Source organism: Eubacterium sp. 1001713B170207_170306_E7, from assembly GCF_015547515.1.
GTDB lineage: Bacteria > Bacillota > Clostridia > Eubacteriales > Eubacteriaceae > Eubacterium.
The window spans coordinates 395,758-410,649 of the sequence record NZ_JADMVE010000002.1; the positions used below are offsets into that span (position 1 = coordinate 395,758).

14 protein-coding genes are annotated in these 14,892 nt (G+C 45.8%); all 14 read left to right on the plus strand.

The window, feature by feature from the left end:
* The first annotated feature begins 166 nt into the window (after positions 1-166).
* The 14 genes from I2B62_RS07195 to I2B62_RS07260 all read left to right on the plus strand — a co-directional run bounded on the left by I2B62_RS07195 (position 167) and on the right by I2B62_RS07260 (position 14,890).
* Positions 167-463, plus strand: a complete 297-nt coding sequence (locus I2B62_RS07195; protein ID WP_195268309.1) for a WXG100 family type VII secretion target — start codon at positions 167-169, stop codon at positions 461-463.
* A gap of 83 nt (positions 464-546) precedes the next feature.
* A complete protein-coding gene (locus I2B62_RS07200; RefSeq protein WP_207735964.1) occupies positions 547-2,754 on the plus strand; it encodes a hypothetical protein in 2,208 nt (735 codons plus the stop codon).
* Between the two features lie 39 nt (positions 2,755-2,793).
* On the plus strand, positions 2,794-3,213 hold the full coding sequence (locus I2B62_RS07205; protein ID WP_195268311.1) for a hypothetical protein: 420 nt from the start codon (positions 2,794-2,796) through the stop codon (positions 3,211-3,213).
* Between the two features lie 231 nt (positions 3,214-3,444).
* A complete protein-coding gene (locus I2B62_RS07210) occupies positions 3,445-4,590 on the plus strand; it encodes a type VII secretion protein EssB/YukC (RefSeq protein WP_195268312.1) in 1,146 nt (381 codons plus the stop codon).
* On the plus strand, positions 4,590-8,987 hold the full coding sequence (gene essC, locus I2B62_RS07215) for a type VII secretion protein EssC (protein WP_195268313.1): 4,398 nt from the start codon (positions 4,590-4,592) through the stop codon (positions 8,985-8,987). Before I2B62_RS07210 ends, essC begins: the two co-directional genes overlap by 1 nt.
* A 32-nt stretch (positions 8,988-9,019) precedes the next feature.
* The gene (locus tag I2B62_RS07220) at positions 9,020-9,301 is read left to right on the plus strand and encodes a TIGR04197 family type VII secretion effector (RefSeq protein WP_195268314.1); all 282 of its coding nucleotides are present in this window, start codon (positions 9,020-9,022) and stop codon (positions 9,299-9,301) included.
* Between the two features lie 39 nt (positions 9,302-9,340).
* Positions 9,341-10,900, plus strand: a complete 1,560-nt coding sequence (locus I2B62_RS07225; RefSeq protein WP_195268315.1) for a T7SS effector LXG polymorphic toxin — start codon at positions 9,341-9,343, stop codon at positions 10,898-10,900.
* Positions 10,901-11,031: 131 nt separating this feature from the next.
* The gene (locus I2B62_RS07230) at positions 11,032-11,751 is read left to right on the plus strand and encodes a hypothetical protein (protein WP_195268316.1); all 720 of its coding nucleotides are present in this window, start codon (positions 11,032-11,034) and stop codon (positions 11,749-11,751) included.
* 18 nt (positions 11,752-11,769) lie between these two features.
* Positions 11,770-12,069 carry a hypothetical protein gene (locus tag I2B62_RS07235; protein WP_195268317.1) on the plus strand — a complete coding sequence of 100 codons (300 nt, stop codon included), beginning with the start codon at positions 11,770-11,772 and terminating at the stop codon, positions 12,067-12,069.
* The gene (locus I2B62_RS07240; RefSeq protein WP_195268318.1) at positions 12,059-12,514 is read left to right on the plus strand and encodes a hypothetical protein; all 456 of its coding nucleotides are present in this window, start codon (positions 12,059-12,061) and stop codon (positions 12,512-12,514) included. Before I2B62_RS07235 ends, I2B62_RS07240 begins: the two co-directional genes overlap by 11 nt.
* A complete protein-coding gene (locus I2B62_RS07245; protein ID WP_195268319.1) occupies positions 12,501-12,971 on the plus strand; it encodes a DUF5085 family protein in 471 nt (156 codons plus the stop codon). Before I2B62_RS07240 ends, I2B62_RS07245 begins: the two co-directional genes overlap by 14 nt.
* Positions 12,968-13,402 carry a hypothetical protein gene (locus I2B62_RS07250; RefSeq protein WP_195268320.1) on the plus strand — a complete coding sequence of 145 codons (435 nt, stop codon included), beginning with the start codon at positions 12,968-12,970 and terminating at the stop codon, positions 13,400-13,402. The genes I2B62_RS07245 and I2B62_RS07250 overlap by 4 nt, the downstream gene beginning before the upstream one ends.
* A gap of 41 nt (positions 13,403-13,443) precedes the next feature.
* On the plus strand, positions 13,444-14,580 hold the full coding sequence (locus I2B62_RS07255; protein WP_195268321.1) for a hypothetical protein: 1,137 nt from the start codon (positions 13,444-13,446) through the stop codon (positions 14,578-14,580).
* Positions 14,573-14,890, plus strand: coding sequence for a hypothetical protein (locus I2B62_RS07260; protein ID WP_195268322.1), 318 nt, complete (start codon positions 14,573-14,575; stop codon positions 14,888-14,890). Before I2B62_RS07255 ends, I2B62_RS07260 begins: the two co-directional genes overlap by 8 nt.
* The last annotated feature ends 2 nt before the right edge of the window (positions 14,891-14,892 follow it).

Here is a 14,892-nt window from a genome sequence, read left to right on the forward strand (position 1 = left end):
AAAACCTTCTTACGCGGAAAAAACAGAAAACAGTCAACCGTTGTTTATGCGCAAAAAACCGCTGTTTGTTCAGAAATCGTACAATAAGTAAAAAGGATGGTAAAGTTAAAGAAATATTTAAGATCTGACATTGAGATCTAAAACAATTTAAAAAGGAGGTAACATTATGGCAATTGGTGGAAATATTGGTATCAGTAGCGAAGTGTTACAGGAAAAAGCAAGTCAGTTTGGCGCAAAGGCTGAAGAATTTGAATCTTTAGTCGGTGAAATGAGAAACATGGTGAACTCATTGGAAGAAGGATGGGCAGGGAATGCCTTCCAGTCCTTTGTAACCCAGTTTGAAGGATTAGAACCCAGCTTTAATGCCACAAGAGATCTGATCACGCAGATTCAGCAGGCACTCATTAATGCAGAAGCCAGCTATACTGAATTTGACCAGCAGATGGCCAGCGCCGGAAGATAGAAGCTGTTATTTTTTATGCATGAGTTACGGGAATACTGTAACTCATGTTTGTTTTAAGATGGTTTTAGACACAAAGGAGAAGTATGGTGGGAGCGATTCAAAAATTTTTGAAAAAGGCGCCAGTAAAATATGGACTGTTGGCAGTCGTGCTTTTATTGGTCTGTCTTATGGGATTTGAAATAGGAAAGTTATCCAGTAAGCCGCAGGAAACAGGAGAGACAAGCCAGCCGGCGGCAACGCCTGATTCGCAGGATGAAGCAGAAATGATAAGCGATACGATTGCACTGGTAAATTTAGACAGTGGGACGCTTGAAAATGGAGAAATGAGCTACTATGCGCAAAAACTGCTGGAAGATGCCGGGAGGAATTTTGTGCAGACTGGTCTGGAAGATGCCAAAAGAGGTGTGGAAAATGGCATCTATGGAGGCTATGTTATCATCCCGGCCACATTCTCAGAGAGCGCAGTAAGTTTGAACACAACACCGGCAAAAGCCGAGTTAGAATATAAAATCAATACAAATCTGACGAAGGAAGCGATGGAATCCGTAATTTACGATATTGCGGCGCTCCAACGCACAATGAACAATGATTTAAGTTACATGTATATCAGTTCGATTTTAGACACCTTTCACAGTTCACAGGATGATGTTAAAAAGGTATTGGCCAATGACACCACGGACACAGAAGCGCTGCTGCGTATTCAGCCTTACGATCTTGTGACATTGGTGAAAACGCCTGAGATGAAAACAGAAAACACCGAGTATGAGCCTCTGGATATTAAGGAATATCTGGCGGGCAACCAGGAGCTTGTGTCAACCATCAACACAAAATACGCAGAATACATCGCGTTGAGCCAGGAGGATTTAGACGCGATTAAGACAGAGAGTACGGGTCTGGGTATAACCATCGGCGCTGCGACAGATGTTGTCAACAGCATTAATCTGGTACAGGATGAGGAAGGGAATATCATTTATCAGGCGGCGTTGAATGAGCTTAACACTTCTTTTTCAGAATACAATGATCAAGTGAATGTCAGGAATGAAGACATTAAAACCAAAGTTGAAAAGTATAAAGCAGCAATTGACATAATCCAAAAACATCAGGAGGCGTCAATTAAGCAATACAATGAGGACTTGAATACAACAGACAGCTCAAAAACGGTAGGGAGAGAGGCTGCGGCCAACGCCATCATGGTACTGATTCAGAAAGATAACAGTACAGAAGACCTGCCGGTTATTACCGCCTCCGCTTCAGGCAATGAGCTGATCGTATCCAGCAAGGGAAAATCCGTTGCGGTTGATCTTTCAGTCGATCCTGTGGACGGTACGCTGGATATTGCCACACTGGCCTCAGACCTTAATGTTGCCAGTGAAACAGTCTACTCAAAGGACAGCAAAGTCAGCAAAAATCAGCTGACAGCTATTTTGAATGCGTCAATACCAGATTATGAGGGCATTGCCATTGACCCGGATACCGAGCTTCCCATTGTCGATGAAAACAATGAGAAGGTAACAGTGAGCCATGAGCTGAAAGAGCTGAGCAAAAATATTCAGACCGATCTTGAAAGTGAAGCGGTAAAGATTCCGACTTTGGATACAGAAAGCATTGGAAACAAACTGAACGATGAAATCATCAAACCGCTTGTCGACCGGACCGATCTGTTAAAAACAAAGCTGCTCGAGCAGCTGGATTTATCGGACAAACAGCTGGCAGTATTCAGCCAGGTGGTTAATGACTACGATCCCTTTGCGAAAATTAACCAGGAAGAAATCAATGGATACGTCGGTGATATCTCTAAAAATGGCGAAAAAATCTCACAGACTTACACAGAAAACAGTACGAAACAGACAACCATTATGCAAAAAGTGCTTGAGACCTCACAGGAGAATGTGGCCAATCTGCAAAAAAGCGTAGCGGAAGCGTCCAGCGAATCAGAAAAAGCAATGACCGAAAAGCTGGAAGATGTAAAACGTGTTCGAAATGAAAACAGTGCCAGCAATCAGGGCCTGCTTACCGCGTTTACCGAAAAGCTGCCTTACACCCGGCTCGGAACGGTCGAGTATACCGACACCTATAAATTTATGGCAGAGCCACTTCGTTTTGTGGACAAAACACCCACGAAGGTAAAGGGAACCACAAAAAGCTTGGCGAGCGGCGACGAGGAGGTCAACCAGACGAAAAAGCAGAATGACACTTTCCGTTATGGCGTGGTGCTGTACTGTGCTTTTGGTGTGCTCGCCATCGTGTTGATTGTGATCATCGTCAGAATGCTGTTAAAGAAAGAAGAATAATAAATAATCCTATTTAAAAAGGATGCGCAGGAGGAAAAGATGGCTGCGAATTCGGAACTTGAGTTTAATACTGAGATACTAAAGCAAAAAAACGAAAGCTACTCCTCGTTAACCGATCTCAATGGAGTGGCACTGTTTACAGACGATTATGAAACGCTGATTGAAATAAAGCAACAGGAAAACGGCCGGAAAAACAGTGAGATACAGCAAAAACTGTTTGTCACAGAAATACGGCAGGAGGGAGCGGATGATGACGTGGTCAACACGCTTTTTCTGAACACCTCTCAGGAGGTTGTGAAGGTGAACACAACGCCTGCGGATCAGGATCTCTCGCTTGTTTTTCCGGCAATTGGCATTGTATTTTGCGTATTTTTACTGTTTATGGTTCAGTACTATAAAAAACGACGCAGGAAAAGTGAGGAAAAAATTGCTGCAATTAACGATAAAATTGACCAATAGTAGTATAAACCGGGATATTATGGTGAACCCCGATCAAAAAATAATGGATACCCTGAAAATTTTAAAAGAAAACAACGCGATTTCTTTGGGAGAGAATCTAAATAAAGTTCTAATAAAATCACAGCGAAGAAAACGGTATATCAATAGCCGGTTAAGCTACAGGCAGGCTGGAATCTTCAATGGTGACCTGCTTCAGATCGTTTGAAGGCATGGAAATGAAAGGAAGAAAGTATGAAAAAAGAAAATAAAAAAGAGCCGCTCCAGACAGACGCTCCAAAGACAGCCCTGACAGAGGTGATAAAAAAGTCGGCTTTGAATGCGCACACGGTCTTTGATTATAAAAAGCTTTTGTACTCCAGACCACGATTTTTAAAAATGTCATGGACAGAGAGTAAAGAAGACCTGAAGGTGGAATACACGATTTCAAGACTGAAAGCGGTAAGCGAAATACAAAGCGAAGAGAAAACAATGATCTTCTCAGTGTTGCTCAGTGTGGGTGAGTTAAAGAAAGAGGCCAGGGAACTCAAGTTTTCACTGGCTCCTGAAAATCTTTATTATAATGTCAATGGCCAGGCCTTCGTTAAACAGCGCGATACCTATAAAGAAGGAACCGGCTTTTCCGAAAAAGAATTTTTAGAGGCCTACAAGGCGCTGATCGGGTATGCCCTGCAAAAACAGTATACCTTTGAGGATTATCTGAAAGGCGGAATGCAGCTGCTTGAGAAAGACAAGCTGCTGGCGCCGCTGGGTGAAATGGCAACCATTGAGGAAATCATCGGCTATCTGGATCGGCAGCGAAACGACCTTGTGGAAAAAAACGCGAAAACAAAAAAAGTTGTCGAAAAATCGAAGTTCTCCAGAATGAAAATTGTCATGAACATCAGCCTTGTGCTGCTGGTATTATCTGTTGGCTGTATTGGTTATACCTATTTAAAGGTGCTGCCTTACCAGAAAGCTGTCATGGAGGCAGATAACGCCTATATTGAGAGCAACTATATCGAAGTTATCGAAAAGCTGGAAAAGGTCAAGGTCGACAACATGGATAAGCATCAGAAATTTATTCTGGCCAACGCTTATATCCGGAGCGAAAGTCTCAGCCAGGAGCAGAAAAACAATATTCTAGCCAATATGACCGTACGCGAAAATGAGAAAAAACTGGATTATTGGATTCATCTGGGACGCATGGAGACAGAGGAAGCAGAAAACATTGCCATGCAGCAGTCCGATGACCAGCTTTTACTGTATGCCTATTTAAAAGAGAAAAACAAAGTGGAAACCGATACAAAGCTCAGCGGTGCGGAAAAAACAGCGGCTTTAACGGCTCTTGAAGAAAAAATCCAGCCTCTGAAAGAAAAGTACAGTGAGGTAGAGCAGTAATGTATTACTTGATTGTAAAAAACAGAGTGAGCTATGAAGAATACCCTGTAATAAAAAAGCTTAAGTTAAAAGAAGCCCTCTGCGAAATTGAAGAAGGACAAATAAAGGTAACTGAAGGAGAAAAAACAACGCAGCTTCAGGCTTTTTCCTGGGGGCAGCTTGAAACAGGGGAGATTTTTTATTTTTACCGCGATTGGGAAAAGCGATTTGCGCGCAATGAACAGACAACCATTTCCTGTCAGAACGAGGATATTAATGTCGAGGGCTTTCAATATAAAATCATCATTGAGAATGATCAGGTGGTGATCAGTGCGCTGGAGAACTCAAAGGTAAAAGATATTTACCATAACGGTCAAAAAATTGATCCTCAAAACAGCATATTGACAGTGGAAGAAGGCGATGAGCTTTTCCTGGGAGGCATAAAGCTGATTGTTTTTCCTGATCAACTGGTCATCATTGGCAATCACGAAAAAATTACCACCAGTCTGCTCGAAGTGGCTGACCGCAAGACCCCCTTTGAAGGATTCCCGGTTTATAAGCGTTCGCCACGGATTATCAAGCGCATTCCAACAGACAGAATTGAAATCAGCAAACCGCCGCAGAAATCTAATATGAAAAAGGGAAGCCTGGTGCAGGCCATTCTGCCTTCGCTGGTGATGCTCTGCGTAACCATTGCGATCAGTATCCTCATGAAAAGAGGTCTTTTTATACTCATGTCTGTAGCGGGCATGGCGATGACCATGATTTTTTCAACGACAAAGTTCATCAATGACCGTAAAGAGCAAAAGGAGATCAATGCGAAGCGCGAGCAGATGTACGGCGCTTACCTGCTGCGAAAACGGCGGGAAATCTATGAGCAGTATATCGAAGAGTGTGAAGCCTACCGCTATAATTATCCGGAAATTGAAGAAATCGAAGCCATGGTCAACGGTTGCAGCGACAGAATATATGAACGCAGTGCCAATGACGACGACTTTTTACGGGTAAGCGTCGGGAAAGTGGTGGACAGTGTCAGCTTTGATGTGAAGATCGCCTACAATGAATTATCCATGGATGACGATGCGCTTGAAAAAGAAGCAAACGACATTAAAAAAGAATTTTCAACCATTGAGAACAAGCCGGTACTGGTAGATCTGAAAAGGGACCACCTCGGACTGGTAGGCGAGAAAGATGTTGTTCATGAGCAGCTGAAGCTACTGGTGGCGCAGATGACTTTTGAGCAGAGCTACCACGATTTGGAAATTATCACGGTTTATGATGAAAAATACGAGGAGGATTTTGCGTGGATGCGCTGGTATCCCCATCTGCGGCTGAGAGAAATCAACGTTGTGGGAAACATCAACACCGAGCGGAAAAGAGACCAGGTGCTGGGCAGTATCCATCAGATTATTAAAGAGCGGAAGCAGCGTGTGGATGAAAGCAAAAAATCCCATCGTTTTCTGCCGCACTTTCTGTTTATCATCGACGAGCCTAAGCTTATCATTGACCACTCCGTTATGGAATATTTAGACAAAGAAGGGGACGCCCTGGGCTTTTCAATTATCTATACCACCCATCTGAGGGCCAACCTGCCAGAAAATATCGGAACCATTGTGCTGCTGGAAAACTCCGAGCAGGGCGTGCTTCTGCTTGATGAAAAAGAAATCGCAGAAAAGCGTTTCCGCCTCAATCATGCGGCCCACGTTGATTTTGAAAAAATGGCACGAAATCTGTCTGTGTTGGAACATAAACAGGGAATTGTATCGCAGATACCTGAAAGCATCACCTTTTTTGAAATGTACAAGGTGTCAAAACCCGCAGAATTAAACATCGAAAAACGCTGGGCGGCCAACCAGTCCCACAAATCACTGGCTGTGCCTTTAGGGGTGAGGGCAGAGGAGGATTATGTCCGGCTGAATCTGCATGAAAAAGCTCATGGCCCGCACGGATTGGTCGCAGGGACTACCGGCTCCGGAAAGTCTGAAATTATACAATCCTATATTTTATCGCTGGCAGTGAATTTTCACCCTTATGAGGTTGGTTTTCTGCTCATCGACTATAAGGGCGGCGGAATGGCCGGCCTGTTCGAAAATCTGCCCCATCTGCTCGGCACCATTACCAATCTTGACGGCGCTGAGAGCATGCGTGCCATGGCCTCCATAAAGAGCGAGCTGGCCAGGCGTCAGCGCTATTTTCAGAAATACGGCGTCAACCATATTAACGCCTACAATATTCTGTTTAAAAACGGCGAGGCGGAAGAACCGATGCCGCACCTGTTTTTAATATCGGATGAGTTCGCGGAGTTAAAAAAAGAACAGCCTGAATTTATGAGCGAGCTTGTCAGCGCAGCGCGCATTGGCCGAAGCCTGGGCGTACACCTTATTCTGGCAACCCAAAAGCCAACCGGTGTGGTGGATGACCAGATATGGACCAACTCAAAATTCAAGCTGGCGTTAAAAGTGCAGAATGAAAGCGACAGTAAGGAAATCATTAAAACTCCGGATGCTGCCAGCATCACCCAGCCAGGGAGAGCCTATCTCCAGGTTGGCAACAATGAAATCTACGAGCTCTTCCAATCCGCGTGGAGCGGCGCCGCCTATAAAGAGGACGCGCAGGAGGAAGTGGTGGACGACCGTGTTTATGTCATCAATGACCTGGGACAGGGTGAGCTTGTCAATGAAGACCTGAGCGGTGACAGCGAGGAAATGCAGCTTCAGGAAACGCAGCTGGACGCAACCATTAATTACATCCACAGCATATTTGAAAGAGAAGGCTCACGGCAGGTTAAGCGGCCATGGCTGCCGCCACTAAAAGAACAGATCCTTACGCCTGCTTTAATCCAGAATGGCGAAGTCGCAGAAGAGATCACCCAAAAAGACACCTCAGAGCTTGATCTTAAAATTCCCCTTGGCCTCATGGATATTCCTGAAGAGCAGGACCAGCGCGAATATTGTATCGATCTTCAGAAAGACGGAAACTTCCTGTATATGGCCTCCTCTGGCTATGGGAAATCAGTTCTTCTGACAACCGCTGTTTTAAGTCTGGCACTTGTGAACCGTGTGTCCAATCTTAATTTCTACATCCTGGATTTTGGCAACAGCGCGCTCATTCCATTAAATGGACTGCCCCACACAGCAGACTACATCACCGTCGACGCACAGGAGCGTTTTAACAAATTTATCAATGTGATCAACGATGAAATTGCAGAGCGTAAAAAGCTGCTGGCCGACCTTGCAGTGCAGAACTTTTATGTTTACAACCAGGTCAGCGAAACACCTTTAAAAGCCATTGTCATTGCCATTGACAATTTTGATGTCATCAAGGAATTCGGCTTTGAGATTGAAGACTTTTTCTCAAAGATCAGCCGGGACGGCGCGGGCCTCGGCATTTACGTTATGGGCACCACCACCCGCAGCAACGGCGTAAAATACGCGACGTTGAACAATTTTAAGATTAAAATTGCAGGCTACACCTTTGAAGACCAGGAAAGCAATAACTTCATTGGCAGAAGCCAGCACAAGCCGTCCGAAATCAAGGGCAGGGTACTTGTAAAAGAAGACAGCCAGATCAATTTTATGCAGTGCTATGTCATGGCGCGCTTCAGCAGCGATGTCGAGTATACCAATGGCGTGAAGGCCCTTGTCAGTGAAATTAACCGGCTGTACCCAGACGAGCGTGCACCACGGATACCGGTGCTGCCCGAAGTCTTTGTCTCCACCATGATGGGCGATTACGCGGGAACCCCAAATCAGATCATGCTGGGGCTGGACAAAGAAAAGGTCGAGCTCATGGGCTTCGACCGGACCAGCAGCCCTTTTACCATTGTGGGCGAAGCGGCCAAAGGAAAAACCAATGCGCTTAAGATCATCATGAACCAGATAAAAGATCAGGGCGATATTTTCCTGTTCGATTCCAAATCAATGGAGCTGTACAGCTATAAGCCTAAAAATAATATCACCTATATGGATAATCCAGAAGAGCTGCCCCAGTTTATCGAAACCTTTAGCGCAGTCATCCAGGCACGGTCAGAAGCCTTTAGAAAAGCCATGGCGGAAAATACCACCCTCAAGCCAAAAGAAATATACGCGGCCATGGCGCCCTGCTACCTTGTCATTGACGACGTTGACGACTTTATCGATTTTACCAAAAGTAATACAGCTACAGTGGCTCAGCTGCTTAAAAATGCGGCCGGCGCAGGGGTCTCAGTCATTATGACCTGCCACAGCGGAAAGATGAAAGGCTTTGATGAAATTACAAAATATGTCAAGAGCTCAGTGGACGGCCTTGTGCTTGGCAACCAGGGCACCGTTAACATCTTTCCATTCGCCTCCCTTAAGGAGATACCAGAATTTAAAGACGGCTGCCTGTTCCGGGGAGGCGTGTACCGCCGCCTGAGAATACCGCGCTACACCGAATAAGACAGGGCGGCCAGGAGAAAGAAGGAATCAAAATGGCCAATAACATCGAAAGCAATCTGCGGCAGGCATCCGGAAATGCCCAGCGTCTGGCTGGAAGCGCCCAGACCCTGCAGCAGCAGACCATCACAGTGGACAGCCAGTCCACCATCACCGCCAAAGATAAATCAAAGGTGGCCTTTGAGAGCGCACAGGCGCAGAAAAGCAGCTACCAGAGTGTATTGACAGCCGATGCCAGCCATGTCGAAAGTCTTGGCGCCGCCTTCGAGGGGCTGGACCAGGCATTGTCCGGCATCCAGCTGGGCGGGCAGGCATAACACCGTAAAAACAGAGCGCGCAGAACAGGAGGAAATATCATGGGATTAGCACTCTATCCGGGAAGCATCAAAAGTCATGCAGAAAGCGCCGTCAACCTTTTGTCACAGGATAATGAAAGCCTGGGCAGCGCGCTGGAAGCCATCGCTCAGTTCAGCGGTGACGAAAGCTTAAAAGGCGCGGCGTGGGACAGCGTAAAGGCGCAGCTGAACAGCCACACAGCAGTAGTGCAGGGGCTTATCTGCGCCAACGAAATCCTCATACAGGAGCATACAACCCTTATTGGAGCAGTGGGGGACGAAGACCTGGTCGAGGATGAGCTGCGAAATAAAATTGAAAGCCTGCAGGCAGTCAATACAAATCTGCAGAACTGCGTAACCCATCTAAACAGCTGTCTGAACGATAAAGTTCTGGGTTTAAACTACGCCGGCGCCTATATGACCAGTATTTCCCTTTACCAGAACAGCATACAGTTAAATATCAGCCAGATACAGGAGCTGGAAGAAAAGCTTCAAAAGCTCTACGACATCGAAAACCAGACCAGCAGTCTGTTTGACAGTGCCGAGCCCCTGTACAGCGCCGCGGCAAGTGGTGTCTCAGCCATCAAAAGCGCGTGGAACCCGGCCACGGGCCAGTTCAGCACTGCTGGTATCGACATGAGCTGGATGGACGTCATTCAGGATTTCTGGATGAACGCCCAGGGCTGCGTGGTGGAAGGCGATGAAGCCATGATGCAGGAGCTTATGGAAGCCCTGTGGGGCGAAAAGATCGGCCTCGCGGCCTATCCCTTCGACCGGCACAAGAGCATCACCCTGCTGAAAGACGGCGTCCGTTTCAAAATGCAGAAAATTGGTAATCATTACCGCCTGCAGCTCACCGGGCCCATTGTAGAAAACCTGTCCAGAGCCGAGCTCACCGACTACCTTAAGAAAAATATCCTTGATGTGGACTGGAAAAAATACGACATAAAAGAATTTACGCGAAACGGTCTGAAAACAAACTCAAAATATTTTGATATTCTGGGAGAAGAAGAATTGTTCTTGGGTGAAAAAGGAAAGGTGGTGCGCAGCAGCGATTTTAAAGATTATTATAAAACTATAAAAGACCTACAAAACAAGGGTGGCAATCTCAGTAAAGGGAAAATCAGCCTGGAATACGGCAAACAGCAGTTTAAAGAAAGCCTGAACTACAAAAAAATGCTTGATCCGTCAGAGTTTAAAAAGCTGGACGGACTGGAAAAGGTTGGAAAAGGCATCGGCATTGCCGGCGATCTGCTGACCGTTGGGGCGAACGCCAGCGAGCATCTCTTCACCGACGGCGCCTTTACCCCCACCGCGGACGGCATTCAGGATACCATCACCGATTCCGCCGTTGACCTGGTGTCCAGCGCCGGAGCCACAGCGGCCGGCATGGCCATCGGCACCTTCCTTTTTCCAGGGGCGGGCACAGCTGTGGGCGCGGCCATCGGCATGGTCATCGACCTGAGCATTAATCTGGACATTGCCGACGTCGATAACGACGGTGAAAAGGACAGCCTGGTGGATATGGCCAAAATCGGCATCGACAATGTCTGCGATGCAATCGGAAGTTTGTTTTCATAGCAGGTAAAATGATGGAAAATATTAAAGCATTAAAAAGAAGCGAAAGGCGTCTGGGATATGGTGCTCAAAAAATATTTTGGTGGGCAGTTGAATGTTATTTGGGATGGATGATCTTAAAAGGGAGCAGAAAAATGTTATGGATCAGCCTGCCTGCTGGAAGAGTAGAAGAAGCTTTAAAGATACTGGGAATACTGGCAGGCTTTATATTTGTCTTTATCCTGGTTGGCCGCTATATCCAAAACAACATCTGGGACGCGTACCTGTGCGTGCCCCGGCTTGGGCAGTACCTCAGCCGGAAGGAGATACAGCAGCTCCTCGAGCAAGAGACCTTTGTGAAGGTGGAAGACTTCAGAGACGTCACCCTGCAGAATAAAGTCTTCGAGAGCGAGCACTGGCTGAAAATAAAGGACCGGTATATCGCCAAAAATCTGGTGATCGCCTTTTGGACTTGGGCCGACGGACCCAGCCCCAATGGCTATTTTACCCCGTATTTTATGTATATGACCGGAGACACTTTTAATGTATCAGTCGTTGACGGTGAGGAACTGGAACGGGATTTTTTAAACCGTTCTTTGAACGTGCCAAACTTTTATTGTAATGGGAAGGATAAAAAAATATACCGACAAGGGTATGAGGCCTATATCTTGGAGCACCCCAAAGCGGCAGTGGAAAACAAACAGTGTATCCTGGAGCCCAGCGAGCTGAGAACCACCATCATCAAAGAAATTTTGACAGCACCTGGAAATTTGATTCATAATCGGCGGTATTTCCTGCCGCCTAAAGAAAAGCGCAAACGGGCGCACATTAAAATGGAGCGCAACCAGAAGCGCAGAGACGCGCGGCGGAAATGATTATTGAAGGAGATTAAGATGGCAACCAGTCAGGAAGATCAGATAAAGGACTGCGTCGCGGCAGTTCAGACCCTGGAGGACAGCAGTCAGGAGCTTGAGTTTCAAGAAAGAATGGCCAGCCGTATTTTTGATGAGATGCTTTTTTATTACAAAAAGGACAGTGCTTTCTGTAAGGTGGTCTCACAGCTTCAACAGAGCCTGTGCGAAGCCCAGGCCTACAGAAATACACAGCAGGCAGAACAGCGGGAGGAAATAGAAAAGACGCTGTTTAAGCTAAAAAAAGAATACCGCACAAGGGAGGAAAGGCATGGACATTAAGGAGAAAACCATCCAGCTTTATAATGTGGTTTGCTTTAGAGATACAGTGAGTGAAGTCAATATCCGCCAGTATTTTAGGGCGCTTGAGACAATTTTGCTGGAGGAAGGCGTTTACGCCACAGGACCCAAAATTATATGGCGAAGCGTTCACGATCATCAGGCATCGCTAGAGCTGCTGCTGCCTGTCTCAGCAAAAATGGATTTCAGAGAGGATTCAAGGCTGAGCTTTGAAGATAAAATCGCCTATCACCATTGCCTGTATAAAAGGGTGCTCATGGAGGAGAACGCGGTTTCAAAGGCGGTAGCAGAGCTGGAGAAGGAAGCGGAGAACCGAGCGCTGACGATCTGCCCGGAAGGCTGCTACCAGATGATTTTTCCGATTCCGGACGGCCATGTGGTAGATGTTTACGCACCGGTGACAGGAGAAAAAAATGATTCACTATAATGACCATATCTATTATAAGGATGTCTACTCAGGAACATATACTTTTGCGGCCAGTGAAATCGGCAGCTGTATCCGGGAGTTTTGGAACACCGCGCTAAGCGAGGGACTGCGGCCCAGCGGCCATTTTTTCTTTTCCATGTATTGGCTTGGAAACAATAATGACATGCAGGCAGAGTTTTTTATCACGGCCAAATGTGATGGAATATACAAAGGCGATTTAAAGTACCAGAGTGTCTTCGTGATTGAGAATATGATCTCAACAGTGGTTTTTGACCATTTTGAAACCAATGTCAATAAAGCCTATAAAAATTTGATTGCTGAGGCAGAAGTAAAAAAACAACAAATTGTTTCTCCTTTTTACCATATCGTGTGCCGCCATGAAAAAGGGGCGTGCTGCATCATAAAAATGGCGGTAGATGATGAAGTAAAAGGAAAATTTGGAGGTTTTACCCAATGAAATCAAAAGAAAAAGAAAGAGAAGAAATGCTGAATACGATGCTGGAACCCGGTGAGAGCTACCAGCTTAAAATCTGGGGGAACTTTACTCTGACTACCTCTGGCGTGCTGCTGTTAGGAGGTGGGTCCGCTGCTGCGGGAGCGATGAGCAACAAGCCCTTTTACCTTGGAGTGACACAGAAGAACATGCATTTTGCGATGCTTGACCCCTTTCAGACCAGTATTGTGAATGATTATGTGACCATTGGGTTTGACACCATTACCCGCGTGAAAATAAAAAAAGGCTTTACGCCCGGAAGAAGAATCATTTTTCTGTATTTTGGCAAAAAAAAGATGCGTATGGCGTTGATGAGCCACAGTATGGGGACAGATTTGCAGGGGCAGAAGGAAGGTGTTCAGCGGCTTTGTGAGCTGTTGGAGAAATATCAGTAGTAAAATTCGGATCAGTCGTGTGATGCGTAATGAGGTGAACGATGAAAGAAAAAGTAAATGATTTAAAAATAATGCTGAACGAGCAGAAGTATGAAAATGGAAAAATTTACATGACCCTTGGCGTCGGTTTTGGTTTCTGTACAAAGTGGCTGAAGCTGGAGGATCAGGAGGAACCCGTGCGGATGAACCAGGCCTGTGGCAATCTTTTTCTAAGCTACATCCGTATTTTAATGCAGCGGCAAGGGCTGGCTGTAAAGAGCAGCGCTTTCCGCAATGCCATTGCCATGACCCTTGAGACAGAGGAGCAAAAGTTTAGCAAAAGCAGCGAAGCTTTTTTAAAAAGTATCTATGGTCTGGAAATCGATACGGATATTTTCAGGCAGGCTAAAGAGACCATGACGGCGCAGTTTGCTAAAAACTGTGAAGACAGTCAGTTTTTGGCCAGATACCGGATGATGGAAGCCACCGACTGGCAAAAGAGCTTTAACCTGCTGGAACTGGCCCAGGCGGTTGAAAGTGTGGAGGAAACAGATTTCAGATTCTTTTATGATACCTGTGTCACTTTAAAAAACAGCTGCCTTTTTATCAATGGAGAGGTATCCGTTTTAAGGGATGGCGTTTTGATCAAGGCCATTGAAAAAATCAAAAAAACCGGGGAGCTCATTTATCCGGTGGTACCTGAAAAAAATATTTATTTAAAGGACGATAGTCACACCTTTCAGACAGGCAGCCAAAACCTCGAGCTTGGCTGTATCCGGTTTGATTTTTTAAATCCAGAGGTAAGCGTTCCGCTGAAGCGCGCGCTGCTGTCCATCATCGGAGAGATTATGTTTGGCGGACAGGGAGAAATCAACAGCGATTATTTTGACAGCAGCATTCTTTATTTTAACAGCCCCTTAAAGGCCTATAAAAATGAGGTGTACGCAGTGTTGACCGAGGCTGCGGTCGAGAAAGCAAGCGAGCGTATTCTGGCCAGATATACAGAACTGCTGGAAAAGAAACCAGCCGAGTTTGGCGCCCTGATGGCCAGTCAGTATTTTGATCAGGGAGACCTGCTGCTCTTTCTCAAGCTGATCGCGTACAATGGCTGCACTGTGTTTCAAAATTTATTCCAAAAAGCCGATCTCAAAATTTCAGAAAATCAGCTTATTGTCGTAGGAGGTCAGAAAAATGAATGAAAACGCCAATATTATAATTAAACCGACAGAACTGCAGACAGAAATTGACCGCTATAAAAGCGCCAATGACACTATCAAAGGCCTGAAGTATGACGTATCCATATCCAATACCGTTTTGACCAGTATTGATAAGGTGCTGGAATGCGTTACCGAAATGAACGAGATCCTGACAAAGTTTTCAGTCCTGTCTGATGACGATATACACAATCTGGAAATGCTTCAGGCAAAATGGATGCAGCTGGATACCGCATTTGCGGGCAAAACCATTGGCGACCGTGTGATGGATGTGATCGCGCCGTCGTCAAACTGAGG